The organism is Mycobacterium sp. IEC1808 (assembly GCF_002101935.1).
Taxonomy (GTDB): Bacteria; Actinomycetota; Actinomycetes; order Mycobacteriales; family Mycobacteriaceae; genus Mycobacterium.
This window is the reverse complement of sequence record NZ_LQPV01000033.1, coordinates 12,645-29,352: the sequence shown is the minus strand read 5'-3', so window position 1 is coordinate 29,352 and position 16,708 is coordinate 12,645. Positions and strand designations below refer to the sequence as shown.

Below are 16,708 nucleotides of genomic sequence, written 5' to 3'. Positions count from 1 at the left end.
GCCCGGAGGTCCGTACCGGCCATACACATAAACAGGGATCATACATACTTTTCATATGATGCGAAGCGCTACGCCCAACTTCAAGTATCATGCTTTTTGGACACGAGCGGGCGGTCAGCCGCGGAGCTACGAACTGGGTCGTAACTTATGACAACTTTCGGCATTCAAAAGCGGCACGGACACCGAGCCGCCCGGTTGGTCGCGGCCGCCGCCGTCGTGGTGAGTGCGTGCTCGACGTCGAACGCGCCGGCGGGCCCCCAGGGCGCCTCGACGAACCCGGCCCGCACGGCTGCCACCGGCGCGCAGGTGCTGGAAGCCGTCCACGCGGCCCAAACCACCGACGCCCTGCCCAAATCGGTAGGTTTCCTGACCAACGATGACTGGCCGATGACCAAAGGGCACTTCGACTGCCACCAGGTCGTCGATGTTCCCGCCAATATCGCCGACCCGAAGAGGACGGAGTTCGGAGAGTGTGCGGCCGGCGATGAGCATGGCGCCAAACGCATGGTGATATTCGGAGATTCGCGTGCCCGGATGTGGGGGGCGGCGCTCGAAGGCATCGCCGCAAAGAACGGCTACCAGCTGCGAACCTTCCTGATGGCAGCCTGTTCGCCTCCCGATCTCCACTATTTTTCGTACGAGAAAGGCACGCCGGACGTCGATTGCGACCAATTCCGTCCGGCCGCGATCGCCGCGATCCGAAACCTGCATCCAGACCTCGTGCTCGTGACCAGCTTCAGCACCCATATGCTCGCCGACCGCAGCCAGCCCACCCCCGCCCAATGGCAAAAAGGCTGGGAGACAACCCTGAAGCAGCTGACCCAACCCGGAACCCGGCTGGTGATGCTCGGCGACATCCCCGACTGGGAAACGGACGACGCCCACTGCCTGGCCGGCCACGTCATGGCAGTCCAAAAATGCAGCGTCCCGGTCGCCGAGGGAATCCCATCCGGCAACCTCGGCGCCGAGCAAGCCGCCGCCACCACCGCCCAAGCGCTCTACATTCCGACCCTGCCCTGGGTATGCGCCGACCGATGCGAACCCGTCATCGCCGACACCCGCGTCTACCAAGACCGGTTCCACTTCACCAACAGCTATACGGTCTACCTCACCGGCGCGCTCGGCGAGGCACTCCAACCGGCACTCACCTAGGCGACGACCGATGACCGGCCGTCGGCTGCTAGCGACCCCTTGATGACGCGCCAGGTTTCGCGCAGGACATTTCTGCACGGGGCGAGTGGCCTCGCCGCCGTCGGTGCGCTCTCGGGATCCGTTGGGGCTGCGGCCATCCTGAACGCCCAGAGCCTGAGCGATCCCGGCATCCCTCCGGGCGCCAAGTTTCGTGGGGTCAACCTCGTCAACAGTTTCACTCAGACGACCGCCGCCGACGGCAACGACATCTGGGCGTCGCTGTGGGGTGTCTGGGATTGGCACGGCCTCATCGCGCCGCAATTGGAGGACATCGCGACGATCGCGAATGCGGTCCGCATCTTCGGCAATACGCTGGTCCTGGCGTTGGAAAGCATCACACTCACGCAGTACCTGGCCCGGTGGCAACAATTCCTCGACCACGCCCAGGCCCTTGGCCTCTTCGTCTACGCCTGCGGCGGTGACCTGGGGCATTGGGGCAGATACACCTGGGCGCAATCCACCGAGACCTATCGCCAGCTCGCGCAACTGCTGAAGAGCTACCCCAACGTCATCGGCGTCGACATCGTCAATGAGGCGTCCCAGCCGCTGGCGCCGGTGGGCTGGACATACAACCAGCCAGAACCGGTCGCCGAAATGCTGACCGAGTTGGGCGGCATCGTTCGGTCTGCCGGGCTGCCGATCACCTATTCCCGAAGCGTCACGGCGCGCACCGGATGGACGCAGGACTACTACACCGACCACCTGGGCGATTTTCTCGATTTCCACGTCTATTACCTGCCCCACGCCACGGACTCCCTCCAGGCGTACGGTCACCCGGCCAATGCCAACAAGAGGCTGATCATCGGCGAGTTCGGCATCACCAACACCTCGTCACCCGAGGAGCGAGCCGCCTACTACAGCGCCGTCCGCGCGATGATCGACAACGATCCCCGCTGTATGGGCGCCCTGGCCTGGTCCGCCTACGACTTCGGCACCACGAAAGACATGCAGACGGGCCTGTTCGACGAACAGCGGCGGCTACGTCCGGACATCGCCCGACCGTTCTCCACGTTCCCGATACGGTGGTGATTCTCCTGGTGGCCACCGCTGTGCCCGACCATTTGATCGCGAAAGTCCCAGTGCCTCAAGCGTTCTCATCGGAGGTGCTGCCCTACTCCGAGTCACGGGACTGACCGAGACGGCCGCGGCGGGCGCGCAGTCATCGAACCGCTCGCTCGTGGCTGGCAAACTGCATTCATGACGTCTGCGCGCCGGGTGGTCTTGGTGGTGTCGCTGGTGGCAACCACCGGGCTGACCCTCGTCCTGGGTGTCACCGACCCGTTTCCCCCCGCGAGCTATCCGACCCGCTTTTTCGTGTGGAACCTGGCGTTGGCGTGGATTCCGGTGTTCTGTGCGGCCGGTTTCGGCGTGGTACGCCGCCGGATCTGGTTGGTGCCGATCGGGCTGCTGTGGCTGGCGTTCCTGCCCAATGCCCCGTACCTGATGACCGACCTCGTGCACCTACGGCACGACGTCGAATTGTGGCGGCACGTCATGCAATACGGGGTCGCCGCGTGGACCGGCGTCATCCTCGGCGTGGTCTCGGTGCATCTGGTGTGCCGGCGGATCGAACGCGAGTTCGGCCCGGTGATCGGGTGGATCGCGGTGGTCGTGTCGGTCGGCCTGTGCGCTATCGGCGTGGTGATCGGGCGGTTTCAGCGGTGGAATTCTTGGGATTTGCTCACCCAGCCGGGCGCGGTGGCGGCGACGACGTTCGACTGGGTGCGTTCGCCGCTTGCCTACGTCCAGCCGACCGGTTTGGCGCTGGCGGTCGGGGCCTTGTTCGGGCTGGCATACCTGACGCTGTGGTCCCTGTGGCCGGCGCGCGCCCTGGTGCCGGCGGACGAGTGCGCGCCCGACGGCATCGAAGCCGACCCCCTGCGGTGACGGGGGCGGGCAAGCTGTCGTGACGCGTTGGGCGATAAGCCGTCGGGTGCCGGGTTATCGCTTCGCTGGTCGCGGCCGACGCGTGGGGTGCAACACCCGCTCCGGTCCGAGGAAACTATAGGTTTGCGAATCGGCCCTATTTGAGACAAAATGGATGTACTCTGCCCGTATAAGCGCATCTTCGGTATACGCTCAACCGGTCGGACTCACGGGCCGAGGTGACCTACGGACCGCTTTGGTCCCCTGCTTACGCTGGGAGGAGCAGATGCCGTTCGTGATCACGCGGCTAAGGGATGGGGCGGCGAGCCCCTCCCGAGCGAAGTCCCGTCCGCGAGCCTCATGACGCATCGGGCGACGGCACACCGCGGCACGACGGTCGCATCGCTGGATGCCGCCGTCGCCCGTCGAGCGCGGCTCGCCGATGCCGGCCCTTCGCCGGCGGCCAGGCGCGGCGATCGGTTTCGCCCAGACATCGAGGGCCTGCGCGCCGTCGCGGTCGGACTCGTGCTCTTGTTTCACGGCTACGGGAAGCCCTTCACCGGCGGGTTCGTCGGTGTGGACGTCTTTTTCGTCATCTCCGGATTTCTGATCACCGGCCTGCTCCTGCACGAGCAGATCAACGATGGCCGGATTTCCCTGTGGCGCTTCTACGCCAGGCGAGTGCGCCGCATCCTTCCGGCGGCAACCGTCACGGTGCTCGCTACGATCTTCGTGACCTACCAGCTGCTCGGCTTCATCTCCGGCAACGAAGTCGCCAACGATGCGAAATGGACGGCCGTGTTCGCGGCGAACATCCACTTTGCCGAGCAAGGGACCGACTACCTCGGGTCGCGACTGCCGCCGTCACCTCTTCAGCACATGTGGTCGCTCGGGGTCGAGGAGCAGTTCTACCTAGCCTGGCCAACCCTCTTTCTGTTGGTGGCCATCGTCGTTCGCCTGTCGAAGCGCCGCAACGTGGTCGCCGTGCTCACCACTTCGCTGCTGGTGCTCATCGGCGCTTCGCTTGCGTGGTCGGTTGTTCAGACGTCGTCGAACGCGACGTGGGCATATTTCTCTCCGCTGACCCGCGCCTGGGAACTCGCTCTGGGAGCCTTGATCGCAGTGCTCGGGCCCGCGGTTTCACGAGCGCCTCAATCGGTGCACCAGGTGAGCGCGCTGTTGGGATTGGCCGGGATCGCGGCCAGCGCACTGATTCTGACGTCATCGACGCCCTATCCCGGCTGGGCGGTGGCCATCCCAGTGGTCGGCAGCGCGATGCTGATCGCGGCCGGATGCGGCAACCCGCAGACGGTCGTCGGCCGCGTCCTCTCCGTTCGCCCGATGCAGTGGTTAGGGGCGCGGTCCTATTCGCTTTACCTGTGGCACTGGCCGATCCTCGTGATCGCCGCCCGATATGCCGGGCACCAGCTCAGCGCGTGGCAAAACTCCGGCTTGCTGTTGGTTGCCGTCGCGGCTTCGACAATCACCTTTCGAGTGATCGAGAATCCCGTGCGCCGGTCCGCCTTCTTGAGGTCTCGGACGCAATTGACTCTGGCGATCGGTGTGGCCCTGACCTTGTTGACGGTCGCGGTGGCACAGCATCAGATCGCTTCGCACGAGCGAACCTGGAACGCATGGAAGCCGCAGCCGTCATCCGTGGGGCAGGCGCAGGTGCTCGAAGCCGTCCAGGCCGCCCAAAGCCTCAACGTCCTGCCGAAGTCCGTGGCGGATTCGCTGACCAAACTGGACCTGGCCAAGGCCGCGGGACGCTTCGACTGCTACCAGATCGCGCTTCCTCCCGATTTCGTCGACTTCTCCAAGTCGGAGTTGGGACACGAGTTCGGGCAATGTGCGGCCGGCGCCGAGCACGGCACCAAGCTCATGGTTACCTTCGGAGATTCCCGCGCCTGGATGTGGGGGGCGGCGCTCGAGGGCGTGGCCGCGGCGTACGGCTATAAGTTGCGCACCTTCTACATGAACAGCTGCCCGGCTCTGAACCTCCATTTCATGTCGTATCAGACCCAGGCGCCGAACGACGAGTGCTATCAATTCCATCGGAGTGCGGTAGCCGCAATCCGGAAACTGCATCCGGATCTCGTGATCGCGACAGGTGCCGGCACGCAGCTGCTCGCCGACGGCAGCCAGCCGACCGCTGCGCAGTGGCAGGAGGGCTGGGCCTCGACCTTCCGGGAACTGGCCCAACCCCAAACCCGGTTCGCCATGCTCGGCGCCATCCCGACGTGGGAGAAAGACGACGCGCACTGCCTGGCGGCCCATGCCAGCGCGGTTCAAGAGTGCAGCGTGCCGAGATCGGAGGGCATGCCGTCGGGAAGCCCCGAAGCCGAGCAGTCCGCCGCGTCGGCGGCCGGTGCGCTGTACGTCCCGACCGTCCCGTGGGTGTGTGCGGATCGATGCGAACCCGTCATCGCCGACATCCGCGTGTACTACGAACGGTTCCACTTCAGCAAGTCGTATGCGGCCTATCTGACCGGTGCGGTCGGTGAGGCACTGCGACCGGTGCTTGCCTAGGTCGGCGACAGGAGACATGAGGTGAGGATCTTCGAGGCAACCGATTGCTACCCACCCCCGTTGGTGGGTGGGCGCGATCTCGCGGTCCAACAGCTTTCGCGTGAGCTGGCGCGCCGGGGCCACGAGGTCGAGGTGTTGACTCTGGCCGGGGCGAAGGGACCGCGCACCGAGCACGACGGCGACGTACGAGTACATCGGATGGCCGGGTGGGGGCGCCTTCTCAATTCGCTCTACGTTGACCCCGAAAAGCCCTTCCACCCAACGCTTCCCGACCCGGGCCTGGTCCGCGCGATTGCGCGGCTCATCGAGGAGCGGCAGCCGGACATCGTCCATGTGCACTCGTGGCTGTTGTACTCGCTGCTGCCTCTGCTGCCGTCGGCGAGAACCCGACTGGTCGTATGGCTGCACGATTATGGCTTCGTCTGCCCACGGGTCGGCTACGTTCATCGCGGCAGCGTCTGCACGGGCCCCGGGTACACGAAGTGCCTGTCGTGCTCGCGCGAGCAATACGGCGCGGCAAAGGGTTTCGCACTCACCACCGGACTGGCGGCGATGAAGCCGTGGCGCGGGCGTGTCGATCGCTACGTCGCGAACAGCCGATTCGTTGCCGACGCCTCGAGGCCGCTGGTCGCCGGTACCGGCCAAGGGATAGACGTGATCCCGCCGTTCGTCCCGGACGAGGCATTCCAGGCCGCACGGGCACCGCGTCCGGCCTTCGTGCCCCCCGAAGGCGACTACCTCATGTTCGCCGGCGCGCTCGGACCACACAAGGGCATCGACGTCCTGCTGGAGGCCTGGTCGGGCCTGCAAAACAGGCCGCCGTTGGTCCTGGCCGGGATCCGGCGACACGACACCCCGACCTCGTTCCCGCCCGGCGTCATCGTCTCCGACGACATCCTCCCCCGTGACGAGGTCCTGCGCGGATGGGGCAATTGCCTTGCCGCCGTGGCGCCTTCGGTGTGGCCGGAGCCGTTCGGCCTGGTCGCCGCGGAGGCGATGGCCGCGGGGAAACCGGTGGTCGCGTCAGCCGTCGGTGGGCTGGCCGAACTGGTGCAAGACGGCGTCAACGGGATTCACGTGCCACCGGGTGACGTACCGGCGTTACGCAATGCGCTCGATCGCATCGTCGCCGACGCACCCTTGCGCGCCCGATTGGGAGCGGCGGCTCGCGAGAGGGCGGTCGCGTACTCCTCGGACGTGGTCGTGGGGGCCTGGGAGCAGGTTTTCCACGACGTGCTCGAAACGCGAACCCATGGTTCGCAAATGCCAGCACACGAGCGGAGGCCGCGAGTGTGACCGACAAATGAATACGTTCCGCAGACACCAACGCCTATTTGCAGTTTCCCCCAAGGAAGGAATTAAACCGTGGACGTCCTAAGCGACAACCTTGCAACCAAACTCACACCGACGCCGTCGATCTACGCGCCACCGCGAACCGTCACGGACCCCGAATCGTGCTTTTTCTACCACACCATCGACATCCCGGGTCACGGCACGTTCGACGGGGAATGGGATTTGAGACGAGGGGTCGACCGCTACCTCGGCGGGGTCGACCTGACGGGCAAGCGAGTGCTCGAGATGGGGACCGCAAACGGGTTCCTCTGCTTCGAGATGGAGCGGCGCGGGGCCGACGTCGTCGGGGTCGACTTGTCCGAGGAACAGTCCTGGGACATCGTTCCATTCGCCAGATCTGATGCGGCAGACGATGACTCGGCCCGCAAAGCACACATGCGGAAGATCAACAACGCCTGGTGGTTGGCGCACGGAGCGTTCAACTCCCGAGCCAAAGTGGTGTACACGTCCGCCTATGCGGTCCCGGAGGAAATCGGAGCGGTGGATGTGGCGACCTTCGGCTCGATCCTCCTGCACCTTCGCGACCCGTTCCAAGCGCTCTGGAACGCGTGCCGCCTCACCCGGGAAACCGTCATTGTCACCGACATCCTTTCTCCCAGAGACGTATTCCCGCTCAAGATGCTGGATATGTTCCAGCGCCCGGCCATGCGCTTCAAGCCGAATCCCAAGACGGGAAGCCCCGACGAGACGTGGTGGACGTTGAGCCCCAAGCTGGTCAAGCGGTTCCTCGGCGTGCTGGGGTTCGAATCGTCGACCGTGACCTATCACCGGCAGCTGTCTACCCGGCATCGGGTGACCTTGCCGGTCCCGCTCTACACGGTCGTCGCACACCGGACCGCGGGGCGCGCGCTCGGCGAAGGATGATCGACGCGAAGCCCGAGACGACGACGGTCAAGCGCGCGGGCCGGCGCGCTTGCCGTCGAACGAGAAGTTGAGGACCATCACGGATCGTCCACCATCGGTCTCCGAAGGCGGCTGCGGCCTCGCGGTCGTTGTGCGGTTGTTCAACCTCAGCGCGTCACGCTGCCCGGCGGCGACGCGTTCTTCGACCAGTGAGAGCGCGTTCTTGATCCAGGCGCGGGGCTCCCAGACTATGGCGCCCGCTTTCAGGCGGTACAGCCCGCCAAGCGACAGCACGACCGTGATGCCCCCCAGCAACTGTCCAAATGGCTGCCGCGAGAAGCCCATTGGCATGGCCGCGAGCAGCACCACCGCGCACGTCGCCACGGCGATGCTGATACCCAAGCTGGCAAGCAGCCGCTCGACCCATGACTGCCAGTCGGGCAGCGCGGCGCACACGAAAGACAAACCTGGGACCACGAACACCATCAGCAGGCCCAGCACGAGCTGAATGACTTGCGGGACACGGATGGGCCCGGCGTAGCCGGTTGCCGCATTCATGCCGGCACAGCCGGCGGCGAACGACGTGTAAAACCACAGCCGGCGGGCGCGTGGGGTCATGCCGGTCTGGGAGGCTTGGGGCGAGGCGAGGCTCATGAACAGGCACCGCTTTCGATCTGGGAGGCGTCATAGATCTGGATGGGTCCCGCGTCGTAGATCAGCTTGATGCAAGGGTCGGCCGAGAACTTCTCGAGAGCTGCCGGCGGGAACGGGTGGCTTTGGTGGCCGGCCTCGGGCTCCTGGGTGTGGACGTAATGGTCGGCCAGGTTCGGAATGCTGAGCGTCATACGCCAATTGACCAGTAGGTATCGCAGCCGCAGCTCTTTGATGTTCTGCACGATCGCGCTGTTGATCGATTCGGAAAAGAAGATGGGCCAGAGCAGGCGCGAGTCGGCGAGGTCTTGATCTCCGTAGGTGGCGAGCGCCCACGAGTCCATGTCGTTGGCACCGAACATGTTGTTCGGTCCCAGATGCTGCAGAGCCCATATCGAAGCGGCGATGACGTCCGGCTGCAACGATCTCTCATAGCCGTGCGGGTTCGACCCCTCCGGGAGCCGTTCGAAGAACCGGGTGCCCACGGTCACGTTACCGACGAACACGACGGTCACGAGGGCGGCGGCGATAGCGGTCGGGACCAGCGAGTCACGCCAGGCGTTTCCAATTGCGTTGGCCAGGCGGCCCGTTCGGATCTTGCTGCCTTTCCCGGCGCGCCCGCCGCGCCCGGACAGCCGCCACTCGTACCATCTCGTCGCCGCCGCGGCGAACAACAAGCCGAATACACAGCCCAGGCCCGTGTAAACGTACTCCGAGGACCGACCCGACACCGCGACGCCGTTCGGGGCGAAACGCGGCACCAGGCTGAGCGGGAAGGCGATCGCCAGCATGGTGGCAACGGCCACGGGTGCCCGGCGACAAGACCACCGCGCGCGCAGGAGGGCGACGGGCAGGACCCCCAAGAGCACCAGAACGGCCGCATAACCCGCCATGGGCTCCCACGCCGGTGGGGCCATGGCGATGATGTGGTACAGCTTGCGCGGGGCGGTGGTCCCGCGGATGACGTTGACCGTACTCTGCAGGGCCGGAAGGAGATTGCCCGTGATCAGGTATGCCGCGGCCGGACGCGCCACGACGAAGAACCACGTGAACGTCACGCCGCAGGCAACCATCGCCAGGATTCCGACCTGGCGTCGCGCCGCTTTCGTCGCGTGGCAGCCGACACGCTCGGCGAGCCACCACGCCACGAGCAGCCCCGCCAGGATGAACCCGACCACGTGGTGGGTGAGGGTCACCGCGATTATGCCCACCACCGCGATAACCATGGGCGCGATGCCACCACGGTTGCGTGTGCGGCCGACCCACCAGACCACGAACGCCGCGAGGGGAACCGCAAGGTTCCCATAGGTGAACGTCGAGCACCAGAACAAGAACATGGGGTTGGCCATATAGACCAGGCTGGCGAGCGCCGCGCCGCGGCCCGAACGCGTGACACTCTCGAAGATGAGGTAGAAGAATGCGCACACCAGGACACGGGCAATGCCCATGATCAGCAGACCCGCGGCGAACATGCTCAGCCCGGTGAGTTCCACCACTCCGGCGGTGAGCGCGGCCAGTCCCGGGTAGTAAGCGGCCGTGTCCAGGAGCGGGTTCCAGGTGAACAGGTGACCCTTGCTGATGATCGCGTGGGTATTGCGCACATGGACGTACTCGTCGACGAAGGTGAAGTCGTAGGGCGAGCCCAACACCTTCACGAAATACAGAGCAAGCCCGAGGAAGACGATAAGGGTCAGCCGCTCCAGCGGATTGACGTCGCGTGCCAGGGCCCGCATGGCGACGGGAACGAAGATCAACAGCACGCCGAGCCAGAACATCACATACGTTGGGAGGGAAGTATTTTCGTTTCGATTGGCTTGGTCGGCCACCCAGAGGACGCCGAGCCCGGCCGCGCTGCAGAGAACGATCAGCGCCACCCACCCGTAAGAGAATCGAGCGGACCGCGGCTCCTCCGGGGTGAACCGGATCGGAAGTGGTTCCGTTGCGCCGGATGTCGCCGCCCGACCGCCGCCGATTGGTTTGACGTCGGCCGCGTCGCCCGAACGGATCAGCCTGAGGCCGTACCGACGGGGGACGGCAGCGACGCCACTGAGTGTTGTCAGGAAGCCCTGGGCCTGGCGCCATGTCGCGGCTCCGACCAACGTCCTCTCGTCCACGTCGTCGCCGTCGGTGGCCGAAACGAATTCGAGCCGGGGCCTCACCGGATCTCCTGGCCGCTGTGCACCCGAGCGCGCGAAGCCTGTCTGCGCCAATCCAGTACGACGTACGCGCATCCGCACAGCTGCATCGCCAGGAATGCCCAGCCCACCGCGCTGATGCCGATCGACGGCAGCAGAAACCACGAAATCACCACGGTGCCAACTCCGATGCCGACCAACAGCACGGCCGCGGCGACGAGCCGCGCCTCGGCGCGTAGCACACCGACGTAGACATGCACCACCGCGTCCGGGATCGAGGCCAGCACAACCAGCCTCAACAGCCCCACCGAGTGGCCGGTATAGGAATGACCGAAGGCGGACAACAACGTTCCACCCAAAACGAGGATGGCCACCAAGCCGGGCACCATGATGGCGCCCAAGGTCTTGAATGCCGACCGAGCCAGCGCGCCGATCTCCTCGGGCCGGTGCATGCCCTCGGCGAACAGGTTATTGGAGAACGCGGGGGCGATGACGAGGAAGAGCGCCGCCAACATCCATGTCGTGTAGAAGTAGGCGTTGTCGCGCGCGGAGAGTCGCACCGTCACGATGACCGGAAGCAGATACGTCAACAGCCCCGCGCCGAGCCCGATCAGTTGGTGAAGCGTGACGCGCGAGCGAAACCCCCGAGCGGTCCGCAGCAGGACCGAAAGTTCCGGCGGTCGCGCAACGCCGATACGACGGGCGAGCAGCACCGCACCAAAACCGAGGCCCACCACGGCCCCGGCTCCCCAGGCCCCGAGCAGGCGCACCGCGTCCGGCGCAAAGGCGAGTGCCATGAGCCCGAGCATCAGCACCTTGACGGCGCCGACGGCGAAGTTGCGCCTGAACGCATAGTTCGCTTTGCGTTCGGCGAGAAAGACGCAGTCGAGCGTGACGCCCACCGTGAGGGCGACGGTGCCGACGGTGAACACGGCCGCGAAGCCCACGCCGCGCAGCGCCGCCAGTTCGGGGGAGATCAGCGGGAGCACCGCGACGCTGCCCGCACATAGCGCCGCGGCAAACAGCGTCACCGTCGCCACCCCCGCCCAGAACGTGGCCGCCCACTCGGTTTCCTTCGGCTGTCGGGGAAGCGACTGGATGAGCATCCCGCCGACCCCGAGGCAGGACAACATCAGCACGATGCTGGTGGCCGATGTGGCCGCAGCCGTCAGTCCAACGGTCGAGGGGCTGTACAGGTGCGCCGCCAAGAGCCAGAAGGCGTAGCCGAACGCGGAGTTCACCACCTGAGTCGCGGTGCTGAAGACGCCGTTTCTGATCAGTGAGTCGCTGCGGGCCCGATCGATGTAGCCGCGCGCCCAATCGATGCGTGCCCTCAAGTCCGGGCGCCGGCTCAGCTCGGGCGCCCGCGACGGCAGGGCATAGCTGACGTCGGGGGCGGGCGAGTCATGCGCCGGGTCAGATGACTCACGAGCCAGACTCATGAACCCTCAACCCCAACCCCGGTTGCCTTATCCCCGGTCATTACGTCGACGCCTGGCTGCCAGGTACGCGTTATACCAACGATGCACCAGAAGCCATAGCTTACATACTATTGGACGAGAATAATACCAATTAGTCGACTTATAGTTTAGGCGTATGCCGATGCGGCCGCCTGCCCGGAGGGCTGAGTTGTGAACGGATCGCGCGCCTGGCGCAGCCCCATCCGGGGGCCCTGGATCACGTCGGTGTTCGGCCTGGTCCTGCTCATCGGAATCCCGGTCGAATTCGTCACGGGGCTTATTTCGTACGCCGCCTACAACCCCCGGTTCAGCACCAACGACCCCAACCCGGCGCGCGGCTTGTTCGGGCTCTACCTCTTCGATTGGCTGACGTCGCCGAGTTGGGTCTACCGGCTCACCGAGGGCATCCACGTGATGTTGGGTCTTGCGCTCGTCCCGGTGGTGCTCGCAAAGCTGTGGTCGGTGATTCCCCGGCTTTTCACCTGGCCGCCGTGGCGCTCGGTGGCCCGGCTCTTAGAGCGGCTGAGCCTGATCCTGGTGGTGGGCGGCGTGCTGTTCGAGATGACGACGGGAATCCTCGACATCGACTACCTCACGACGATCGATTTCTACAGCGCCCACTTCTTCGGCGCCTGGGCTTTCATCGCCGGCTTCGTCGTCCACGTCTGCGTGAAATTCGGGGAAATGTTGCGCGCGCTGCGCTCGAGGAGTCTGCGTACCGAGCTGCGGACGGGGCTCGAAGGTACTCGCCCGGAGGACATCGACCACGGGCTCGTCCCGCCCGAACCGGCCGCTCCGACGATTTCCCGCCGGGGCGCCCTCGCCCTTGTCGGCGGCACTTCGCTCGTCGTATGCGTAGTGACCGCCGGCGAGAACGTCGGCGGTTTCATGCGCCGATCCGCTCTGTTGGGGACCCACTACCGATCGAGTGGCCCCGCAGGAAACGACTTTCCGGTGAACCACACGGCGGCGGGGCGTCAGATCACCGCCGCGGAGACCGGCCCGGACTGGAGGCTGGTGCTGGTGGGGGCGCGCCGGCTTTCGGTCAGCAGGGCACAGCTGACCAGCATGCCGTTGACGACCGCGAACCTGCCGATCGCCTGCACGGAAGGCTGGTCGACGACGCAGACATGGACCGGTGTCCCCCTTGCCGCCCTGGCGCGACTCGTCGGCATCGAACGACCCGGCCGCGCGCAAATAGAATCCCTCGACTCTTTGACGGTGACGCTCTCGGGCGCACAGGTCTGCTCTGCCGGCTCGATGGTCGCTTTTCGTGTCAACGGAGCGGACCTCTCCCTCGACCACGGGTTCCCGGCCCGGGTCATGGTTCCCGCGGCGCCCGGCACCCACAACGTGAAGTGGATCGCCCGAATCGAGTTCTCGGAGGCGAGCTGAGATGGAGTGGTTCCGCCGCCGCTACGGTGCCAGGCCGCTGAATCTGTTGGGGCTGCTCATCTGCTTTGCCGTCGCCGCCTACGCGGCTACCCGGGTCCTGCACGAGGCAGGATGGGCCGGAGTCTTCCTGTGGTTCGTCTGCTGCGTCGTGGCGCACGACCTGATCGGATGGCCGATCTACGCGTGGGCCGACCGCAGGATGCAGCGCGTACAAAGCGGGCAGGCTGCGCGCCGAAGGCTGCTCGTTCCGTGGATCAACTACGTCCGGGCTCCCACCGTCGTCTCGGGCGTTCTCTTCGCGATCTCGTTCCCACTGGTCTTCCGGCTCTCCGACACCTACTACCAGGCGACCACCGGCTTCACCGAAGACGTCTACCTGTTCAACTGGGCCGGGGTCAGCGCGCTGGCCTTCGCGATCTCCGGGGTGCTCTATGCCTGCCGCCTCGTGCTGGCTCGTCGGCGCCGCGTCGGCCAGGCCCACCTCGATTCCAGACCGGACGACAGTTTTTCTGGCTAAAATACAAACCTACAGTATAATTTCGCCATGCCGGGTTCGACCGCCCACGAAACGCTAGCAACCGCTTCCGACGACATCCGTGCAGCCGCGGACCCGGCGTGGAGTCGGCGCGACACGCCTTCTACGACCGAAGTCCCGACATTCTTCGGGCCAGCTGATTCGCCGCTGTTCGGCGTGCTCCACCTGCCGGCCGACAAGCAGATCAGGGGCGGTGTACTGATCTGTGGCTCGCTCGGCAAGGACGGGATGGACAGCGTCCGCCTGCACCGGATCCTCGGCGACGGCTTGGCGCACCGCGGCTTCGCCGTGCTGCATTTCGACTACCTGGGCTCGGGAAATTCGTCCTACGCGCAGGGCCGTGACGACGCGGTGGCCAACTGGGTGGCCAGTGTGGGCCACGCGCTCGACTACCTCACGCTGATCGGCGCCGAATCCACGACGGCTGTCGGCATACGCGCCGGGTGCCTGCTCCTCGACGAATATCTTGCCGGCCAATCGCGCCCGCCCAACCGGGTGGTCTACCTCGATCCCGCCGGAACGGGCAGACGTTACCTCCGGGAACACGCGACGCTGTTCCGGCTGTCGGTGGGCGAGGACGCTGCCACGCCCGGTGAAGTGTCGATCGTCGGCGGGCGGTTGAGCGACCACGCCGCCGCAGAATTCGCCGCGTTGCAGATCCGTGCCGATCCGGTCGGCGCCCGTGGCGTCGACAACATGCTTCTGGTGGGGCGACCGGACGAGACCGACCGGCGCATCACGGCCCTCGCGTCGGCGGCGGGAGTCGATTCGGTCATCACCGCCGGCCTGCGGGAATGCGCCGGGCCGAGTCCGCGGGATTACATGTTGCCGATCCCCTTCACCGCGGTCGATGCGATCACGCAGTGGATCGACGCGAACAGTCCCACCCGCACCCATCGCGCCGCACCCCGATACCGGACAACGGCGACGGTGCCGGCCGACGGACCCGACGGGGTAGACGTCGTCGAGCGCATCGAACGAATCGAGCCGAACGGGCTATTCGCCATCCGCACGCTGCCCCGGCACCCCGATCCGTCGCCCGCAGGCACCGTGTTGTTCTTCGTGACCGGCCACGACTTGCACGTGGGACCCGCCCGGGAGTGGGTCGAGCTGTCACGTCGGATCGCGGCGACCGGGGCGCAGGCGGTGCGCTGGGACCCCGCGGGACAGGGCTTGTCGGGCGAAATCACCCGGGGCCCTTGGCGCGACATCTACTCAAAGGCCGACATCGCCGACGCGATAGCGGTGGCCAGGCATGCGCGCCAAGGCGCCGGCGAACTCAAGCTGGTCGGGATCTGCTCCGGCTCGTGGTACGCCGCCCATGCCGCCCGCAGCATCGGTGCGCAATCGGCGATTCTGGTCAACCTGGTGATGTGGAATTGGCGTGTTACCCCCGCCTTGTTCATGCAGTGGATCGGCCGCGAGAAAGCGCGCCGCGCCAACGCGGTCGTTGACACGGCCACCGGCCCGTCGGAAGCCAAGACGAAGCGCCTCAGAGGACTGCTCAACCCGGCCCGAGAGCCGGCGAAACGCCTTATGCACCAATACCTTCCGCGACACGTCTTGCGGTTTTTGAGCTGGATTGGACTGGTGTGGCTGCCGGAGCCGGTGCTGACGACGCTCGCCCGCCGGGGAACCGACGTGACGCTGATCGCCTCGCCCGAGGACGCGGAGGTGTTCGCCGCCAAAGGCGGTCGGGCAGCCCTCGAGCGGCTGCGCCGGACCTCGCGACGGACCCGGCTGATCGCGGCACCCACCGGCGATCATGTGGCCCATCACCCGGCGATCTTGACCGCGATCCGCGGCGCGGTGTTGCCGGTAGAGGCCGCTTGCCCGACTTGCTGATCAACTCGAATGGGAGAACGAAACCATGGCCACCGCACCGGTTCTCGCCGCAGCCGCTGTGTTCGGCGGCATCGCCCTCGGACCCGCTGCTCCCGCGTCGGCCGCTCCGGTGATGAACGGGCACTACGTCGTGACCGTCTCCAACACCATCACCGGCCAGACCACCACCGACGATTGGTACTTCACTCCATGCGGTGACGGCTGCGCTTCGGTTCAACCGTGGGGGCGTGCCCAGTTGGCCAACGGACAATGGACGCTGGACACCACGAATAATGCGTTGTGTCGCAACGACATTACGGTTTACCGGGCCGAAGACGCCCACTACGTGTGGGATCCGAGCACCCTCGCGGGCACGGTTCAACTCACCGGCAAGAGCACGGCCTGCGGCCGCCCGCTGGGGTACAGGTTGACCAGCAGCGTCAAATTCACGCAGGTCCCGTAACGCATTGCCCCCCACGGGGGCCCGCGCATGAGCGAAGTCCCTAGCCGGCCTCGGCCGGACCGCAGACCACGACAACGACGGCCATCGCGTGGCAATCGGCGTGCGAAAGGGACAACGACGAGCTGAGCCAGCCTTGCCGTTGCGCCCGCTCGGCGAGCGTTCCGCTCAGGCGCAGTAGCGGCAGCGGACCGTCATGCGTCACCTCGATCTCGCGCAACGGAAACGGCATCTCGGGTTGCCCGAACGCCTTGATCACCGCTTCCTTGGCCGCGAACCGGGCCGCCAGTCCGGGCACTCGATCGCGGCCCCGGCAGTCGTCGATCTCGCTCGCCGTAAAAACCTTGTGCAGGTACCGATCCCCGAACGCGGCCAGCGAGTCCCGGACATCCGCAATGGCCACGACGTCGCATCCGGTGCGCACGCGGCGCCCGTCAAGCTCGCCCGGCACATTGATCATGCAGTC

General features: G+C 66.0%; 14 protein-coding genes. 10 read left to right on the top strand and 4 right to left on the bottom strand.

Features of this window, described 5'->3' with window-relative positions; all coding sequences use genetic code 11:
• The first annotated feature begins 195 nt into the window (after nucleotides 1-195).
• The 6 genes from AWB92_RS19110 to AWB92_RS19085 all read left to right on the top strand — a co-directional run bounded on the left by AWB92_RS19110 (nucleotide 196) and on the right by AWB92_RS19085 (nucleotide 7,803).
• Entirely contained in the window at nucleotides 196-1,152 is a 957-nt protein-coding gene (locus AWB92_RS19110) for an SGNH hydrolase domain-containing protein (protein WP_085188454.1), read from the top strand.
• Nucleotides 1,153-1,194: 42 nt separating this feature from the next.
• On the top strand, nucleotides 1,195-2,220 hold the full coding sequence (locus AWB92_RS19105; protein ID WP_085188452.1) for a cellulase family glycosylhydrolase: 1,026 nt from the start codon (nucleotides 1,195-1,197) through the stop codon (nucleotides 2,218-2,220).
• Between the two features lie 168 nt (nucleotides 2,221-2,388).
• Complete coding sequence (locus AWB92_RS19100) at nucleotides 2,389-3,078, top strand: DUF1361 domain-containing protein (protein ID WP_085188450.1); 690 nt, start codon at nucleotides 2,389-2,391, stop codon at nucleotides 3,076-3,078.
• A gap of 339 nt (nucleotides 3,079-3,417) precedes the next feature.
• Nucleotides 3,418-5,586 carry an acyltransferase family protein gene (locus AWB92_RS19095; protein WP_085188448.1) on the top strand — a complete coding sequence of 723 codons (2,169 nt, stop codon included), beginning with the start codon at nucleotides 3,418-3,420 and terminating at the stop codon, nucleotides 5,584-5,586.
• Between the two features lie 21 nt (nucleotides 5,587-5,607).
• A complete protein-coding gene (locus AWB92_RS19090) occupies nucleotides 5,608-6,882 on the top strand; it encodes a glycosyltransferase family 4 protein (RefSeq protein WP_085188446.1) in 1,275 nt (424 codons plus the stop codon).
• 69 nt (nucleotides 6,883-6,951) lie between these two features.
• Complete coding sequence (locus tag AWB92_RS19085; protein ID WP_085188444.1) at nucleotides 6,952-7,803, top strand: methyltransferase domain-containing protein; 852 nt, start codon at nucleotides 6,952-6,954, stop codon at nucleotides 7,801-7,803.
• Between the two features lie 27 nt (nucleotides 7,804-7,830).
• Here AWB92_RS19085 and AWB92_RS19080 read toward each other — a convergent pair whose 3' ends face one another.
• Genes AWB92_RS19080 through AWB92_RS19070 form a run of 3 tightly spaced genes read right to left on the bottom strand, consistent with a single transcriptional unit; the run spans nucleotide 7,831 to nucleotide 12,010 of the window.
• The gene (locus AWB92_RS19080; RefSeq protein ID WP_085188442.1) at nucleotides 7,831-8,436 is read right to left on the bottom strand and encodes a DUF1616 domain-containing protein; all 606 of its coding nucleotides are present in this window, start codon (nucleotides 8,434-8,436) and stop codon (nucleotides 7,831-7,833) included.
• Complete coding sequence (locus AWB92_RS19075; RefSeq protein WP_085188440.1) at nucleotides 8,433-10,592, bottom strand: hypothetical protein; 2,160 nt, start codon at nucleotides 10,590-10,592, stop codon at nucleotides 8,433-8,435. The genes AWB92_RS19080 and AWB92_RS19075 overlap by 4 nt, the downstream gene beginning before the upstream one ends.
• Nucleotides 10,589-12,010, bottom strand: coding sequence for a hypothetical protein (locus AWB92_RS19070; RefSeq protein ID WP_142282177.1), 1,422 nt, complete (start codon nucleotides 12,008-12,010; stop codon nucleotides 10,589-10,591). The genes AWB92_RS19075 and AWB92_RS19070 overlap by 4 nt, the downstream gene beginning before the upstream one ends.
• A gap of 189 nt (nucleotides 12,011-12,199) precedes the next feature.
• Here AWB92_RS19070 and AWB92_RS19065 point away from each other — a divergent pair, with 189 nt between their 5' ends.
• Genes AWB92_RS19065 through AWB92_RS19050 form a run of 4 tightly spaced genes read left to right on the top strand, consistent with a single transcriptional unit; the run spans nucleotide 12,200 to nucleotide 16,245 of the window.
• The gene (locus tag AWB92_RS19065; RefSeq protein WP_085188436.1) at nucleotides 12,200-13,423 is read left to right on the top strand and encodes a molybdopterin-dependent oxidoreductase; all 1,224 of its coding nucleotides are present in this window, start codon (nucleotides 12,200-12,202) and stop codon (nucleotides 13,421-13,423) included.
• Between the two features lies 1 nt (nucleotide 13,424).
• Nucleotides 13,425-13,940 carry a hypothetical protein gene (locus AWB92_RS19060; protein ID WP_085188434.1) on the top strand — a complete coding sequence of 172 codons (516 nt, stop codon included), beginning with the start codon at nucleotides 13,425-13,427 and terminating at the stop codon, nucleotides 13,938-13,940.
• A 27-nt stretch (nucleotides 13,941-13,967) separates the two neighbouring features.
• Nucleotides 13,968-15,803, top strand: coding sequence for a hypothetical protein (locus AWB92_RS19055; protein ID WP_142282176.1), 1,836 nt, complete (start codon nucleotides 13,968-13,970; stop codon nucleotides 15,801-15,803).
• Nucleotides 15,804-15,828: 25 nt separating this feature from the next.
• Complete coding sequence (locus AWB92_RS19050) at nucleotides 15,829-16,245, top strand: hypothetical protein (RefSeq protein WP_085188430.1); 417 nt, start codon at nucleotides 15,829-15,831, stop codon at nucleotides 16,243-16,245.
• 40 nt (nucleotides 16,246-16,285) lie between these two features.
• On the opposite strand, the gene AWB92_RS19045 is transcribed toward AWB92_RS19050, so the two are convergent.
• Nucleotides 16,286-16,702 carry a holo-ACP synthase gene (locus AWB92_RS19045; protein ID WP_085188428.1) on the bottom strand — a complete coding sequence of 139 codons (417 nt, stop codon included), beginning with the start codon at nucleotides 16,700-16,702 and terminating at the stop codon, nucleotides 16,286-16,288.
• Nucleotides 16,703-16,708: the final 6 nt, after the last annotated feature.

Bases quoted from the DNA above. Each gene is read 5' to 3' on its own strand.
- AWB92_RS19055 (WP_142282176.1), top strand. From the start codon at position 13,968: ATGCCGGGTTCGACCGCCCACGAAACGCTAGCAACCGCTTCCGACGAC.
- AWB92_RS19095 (WP_085188448.1), top strand. From the start codon at position 3,418: ATGACGCATCGGGCGACGGCACACCGCGGCACGACGGTCGCATCGCTG.
- AWB92_RS19060 (WP_085188434.1), top strand. From the start codon at position 13,425: ATGGAGTGGTTCCGCCGCCGCTACGGTGCCAGGCCGCTGAATCTGTTG.
- AWB92_RS19080 (WP_085188442.1), bottom strand. From the start codon at position 8,436: ATGAGCCTCGCCTCGCCCCAAGCCTCCCAGACCGGCATGACCCCACGC.
- AWB92_RS19105 (WP_085188452.1), top strand. From the start codon at position 1,195: ATGACGCGCCAGGTTTCGCGCAGGACATTTCTGCACGGGGCGAGTGGC.
- AWB92_RS19050 (WP_085188430.1), top strand. From the start codon at position 15,829: ATGGCCACCGCACCGGTTCTCGCCGCAGCCGCTGTGTTCGGCGGCATC.
- AWB92_RS19045 (WP_085188428.1), bottom strand. From the start codon at position 16,702: ATGATCAATGTGCCGGGCGAGCTTGACGGGCGCCGCGTGCGCACCGGA.
- AWB92_RS19100 (WP_085188450.1), top strand. From the start codon at position 2,389: ATGACGTCTGCGCGCCGGGTGGTCTTGGTGGTGTCGCTGGTGGCAACC.
- AWB92_RS19070 (WP_142282177.1), bottom strand. From the start codon at position 12,010: ATGAGTCTGGCTCGTGAGTCATCTGACCCGGCGCATGACTCGCCCGCC.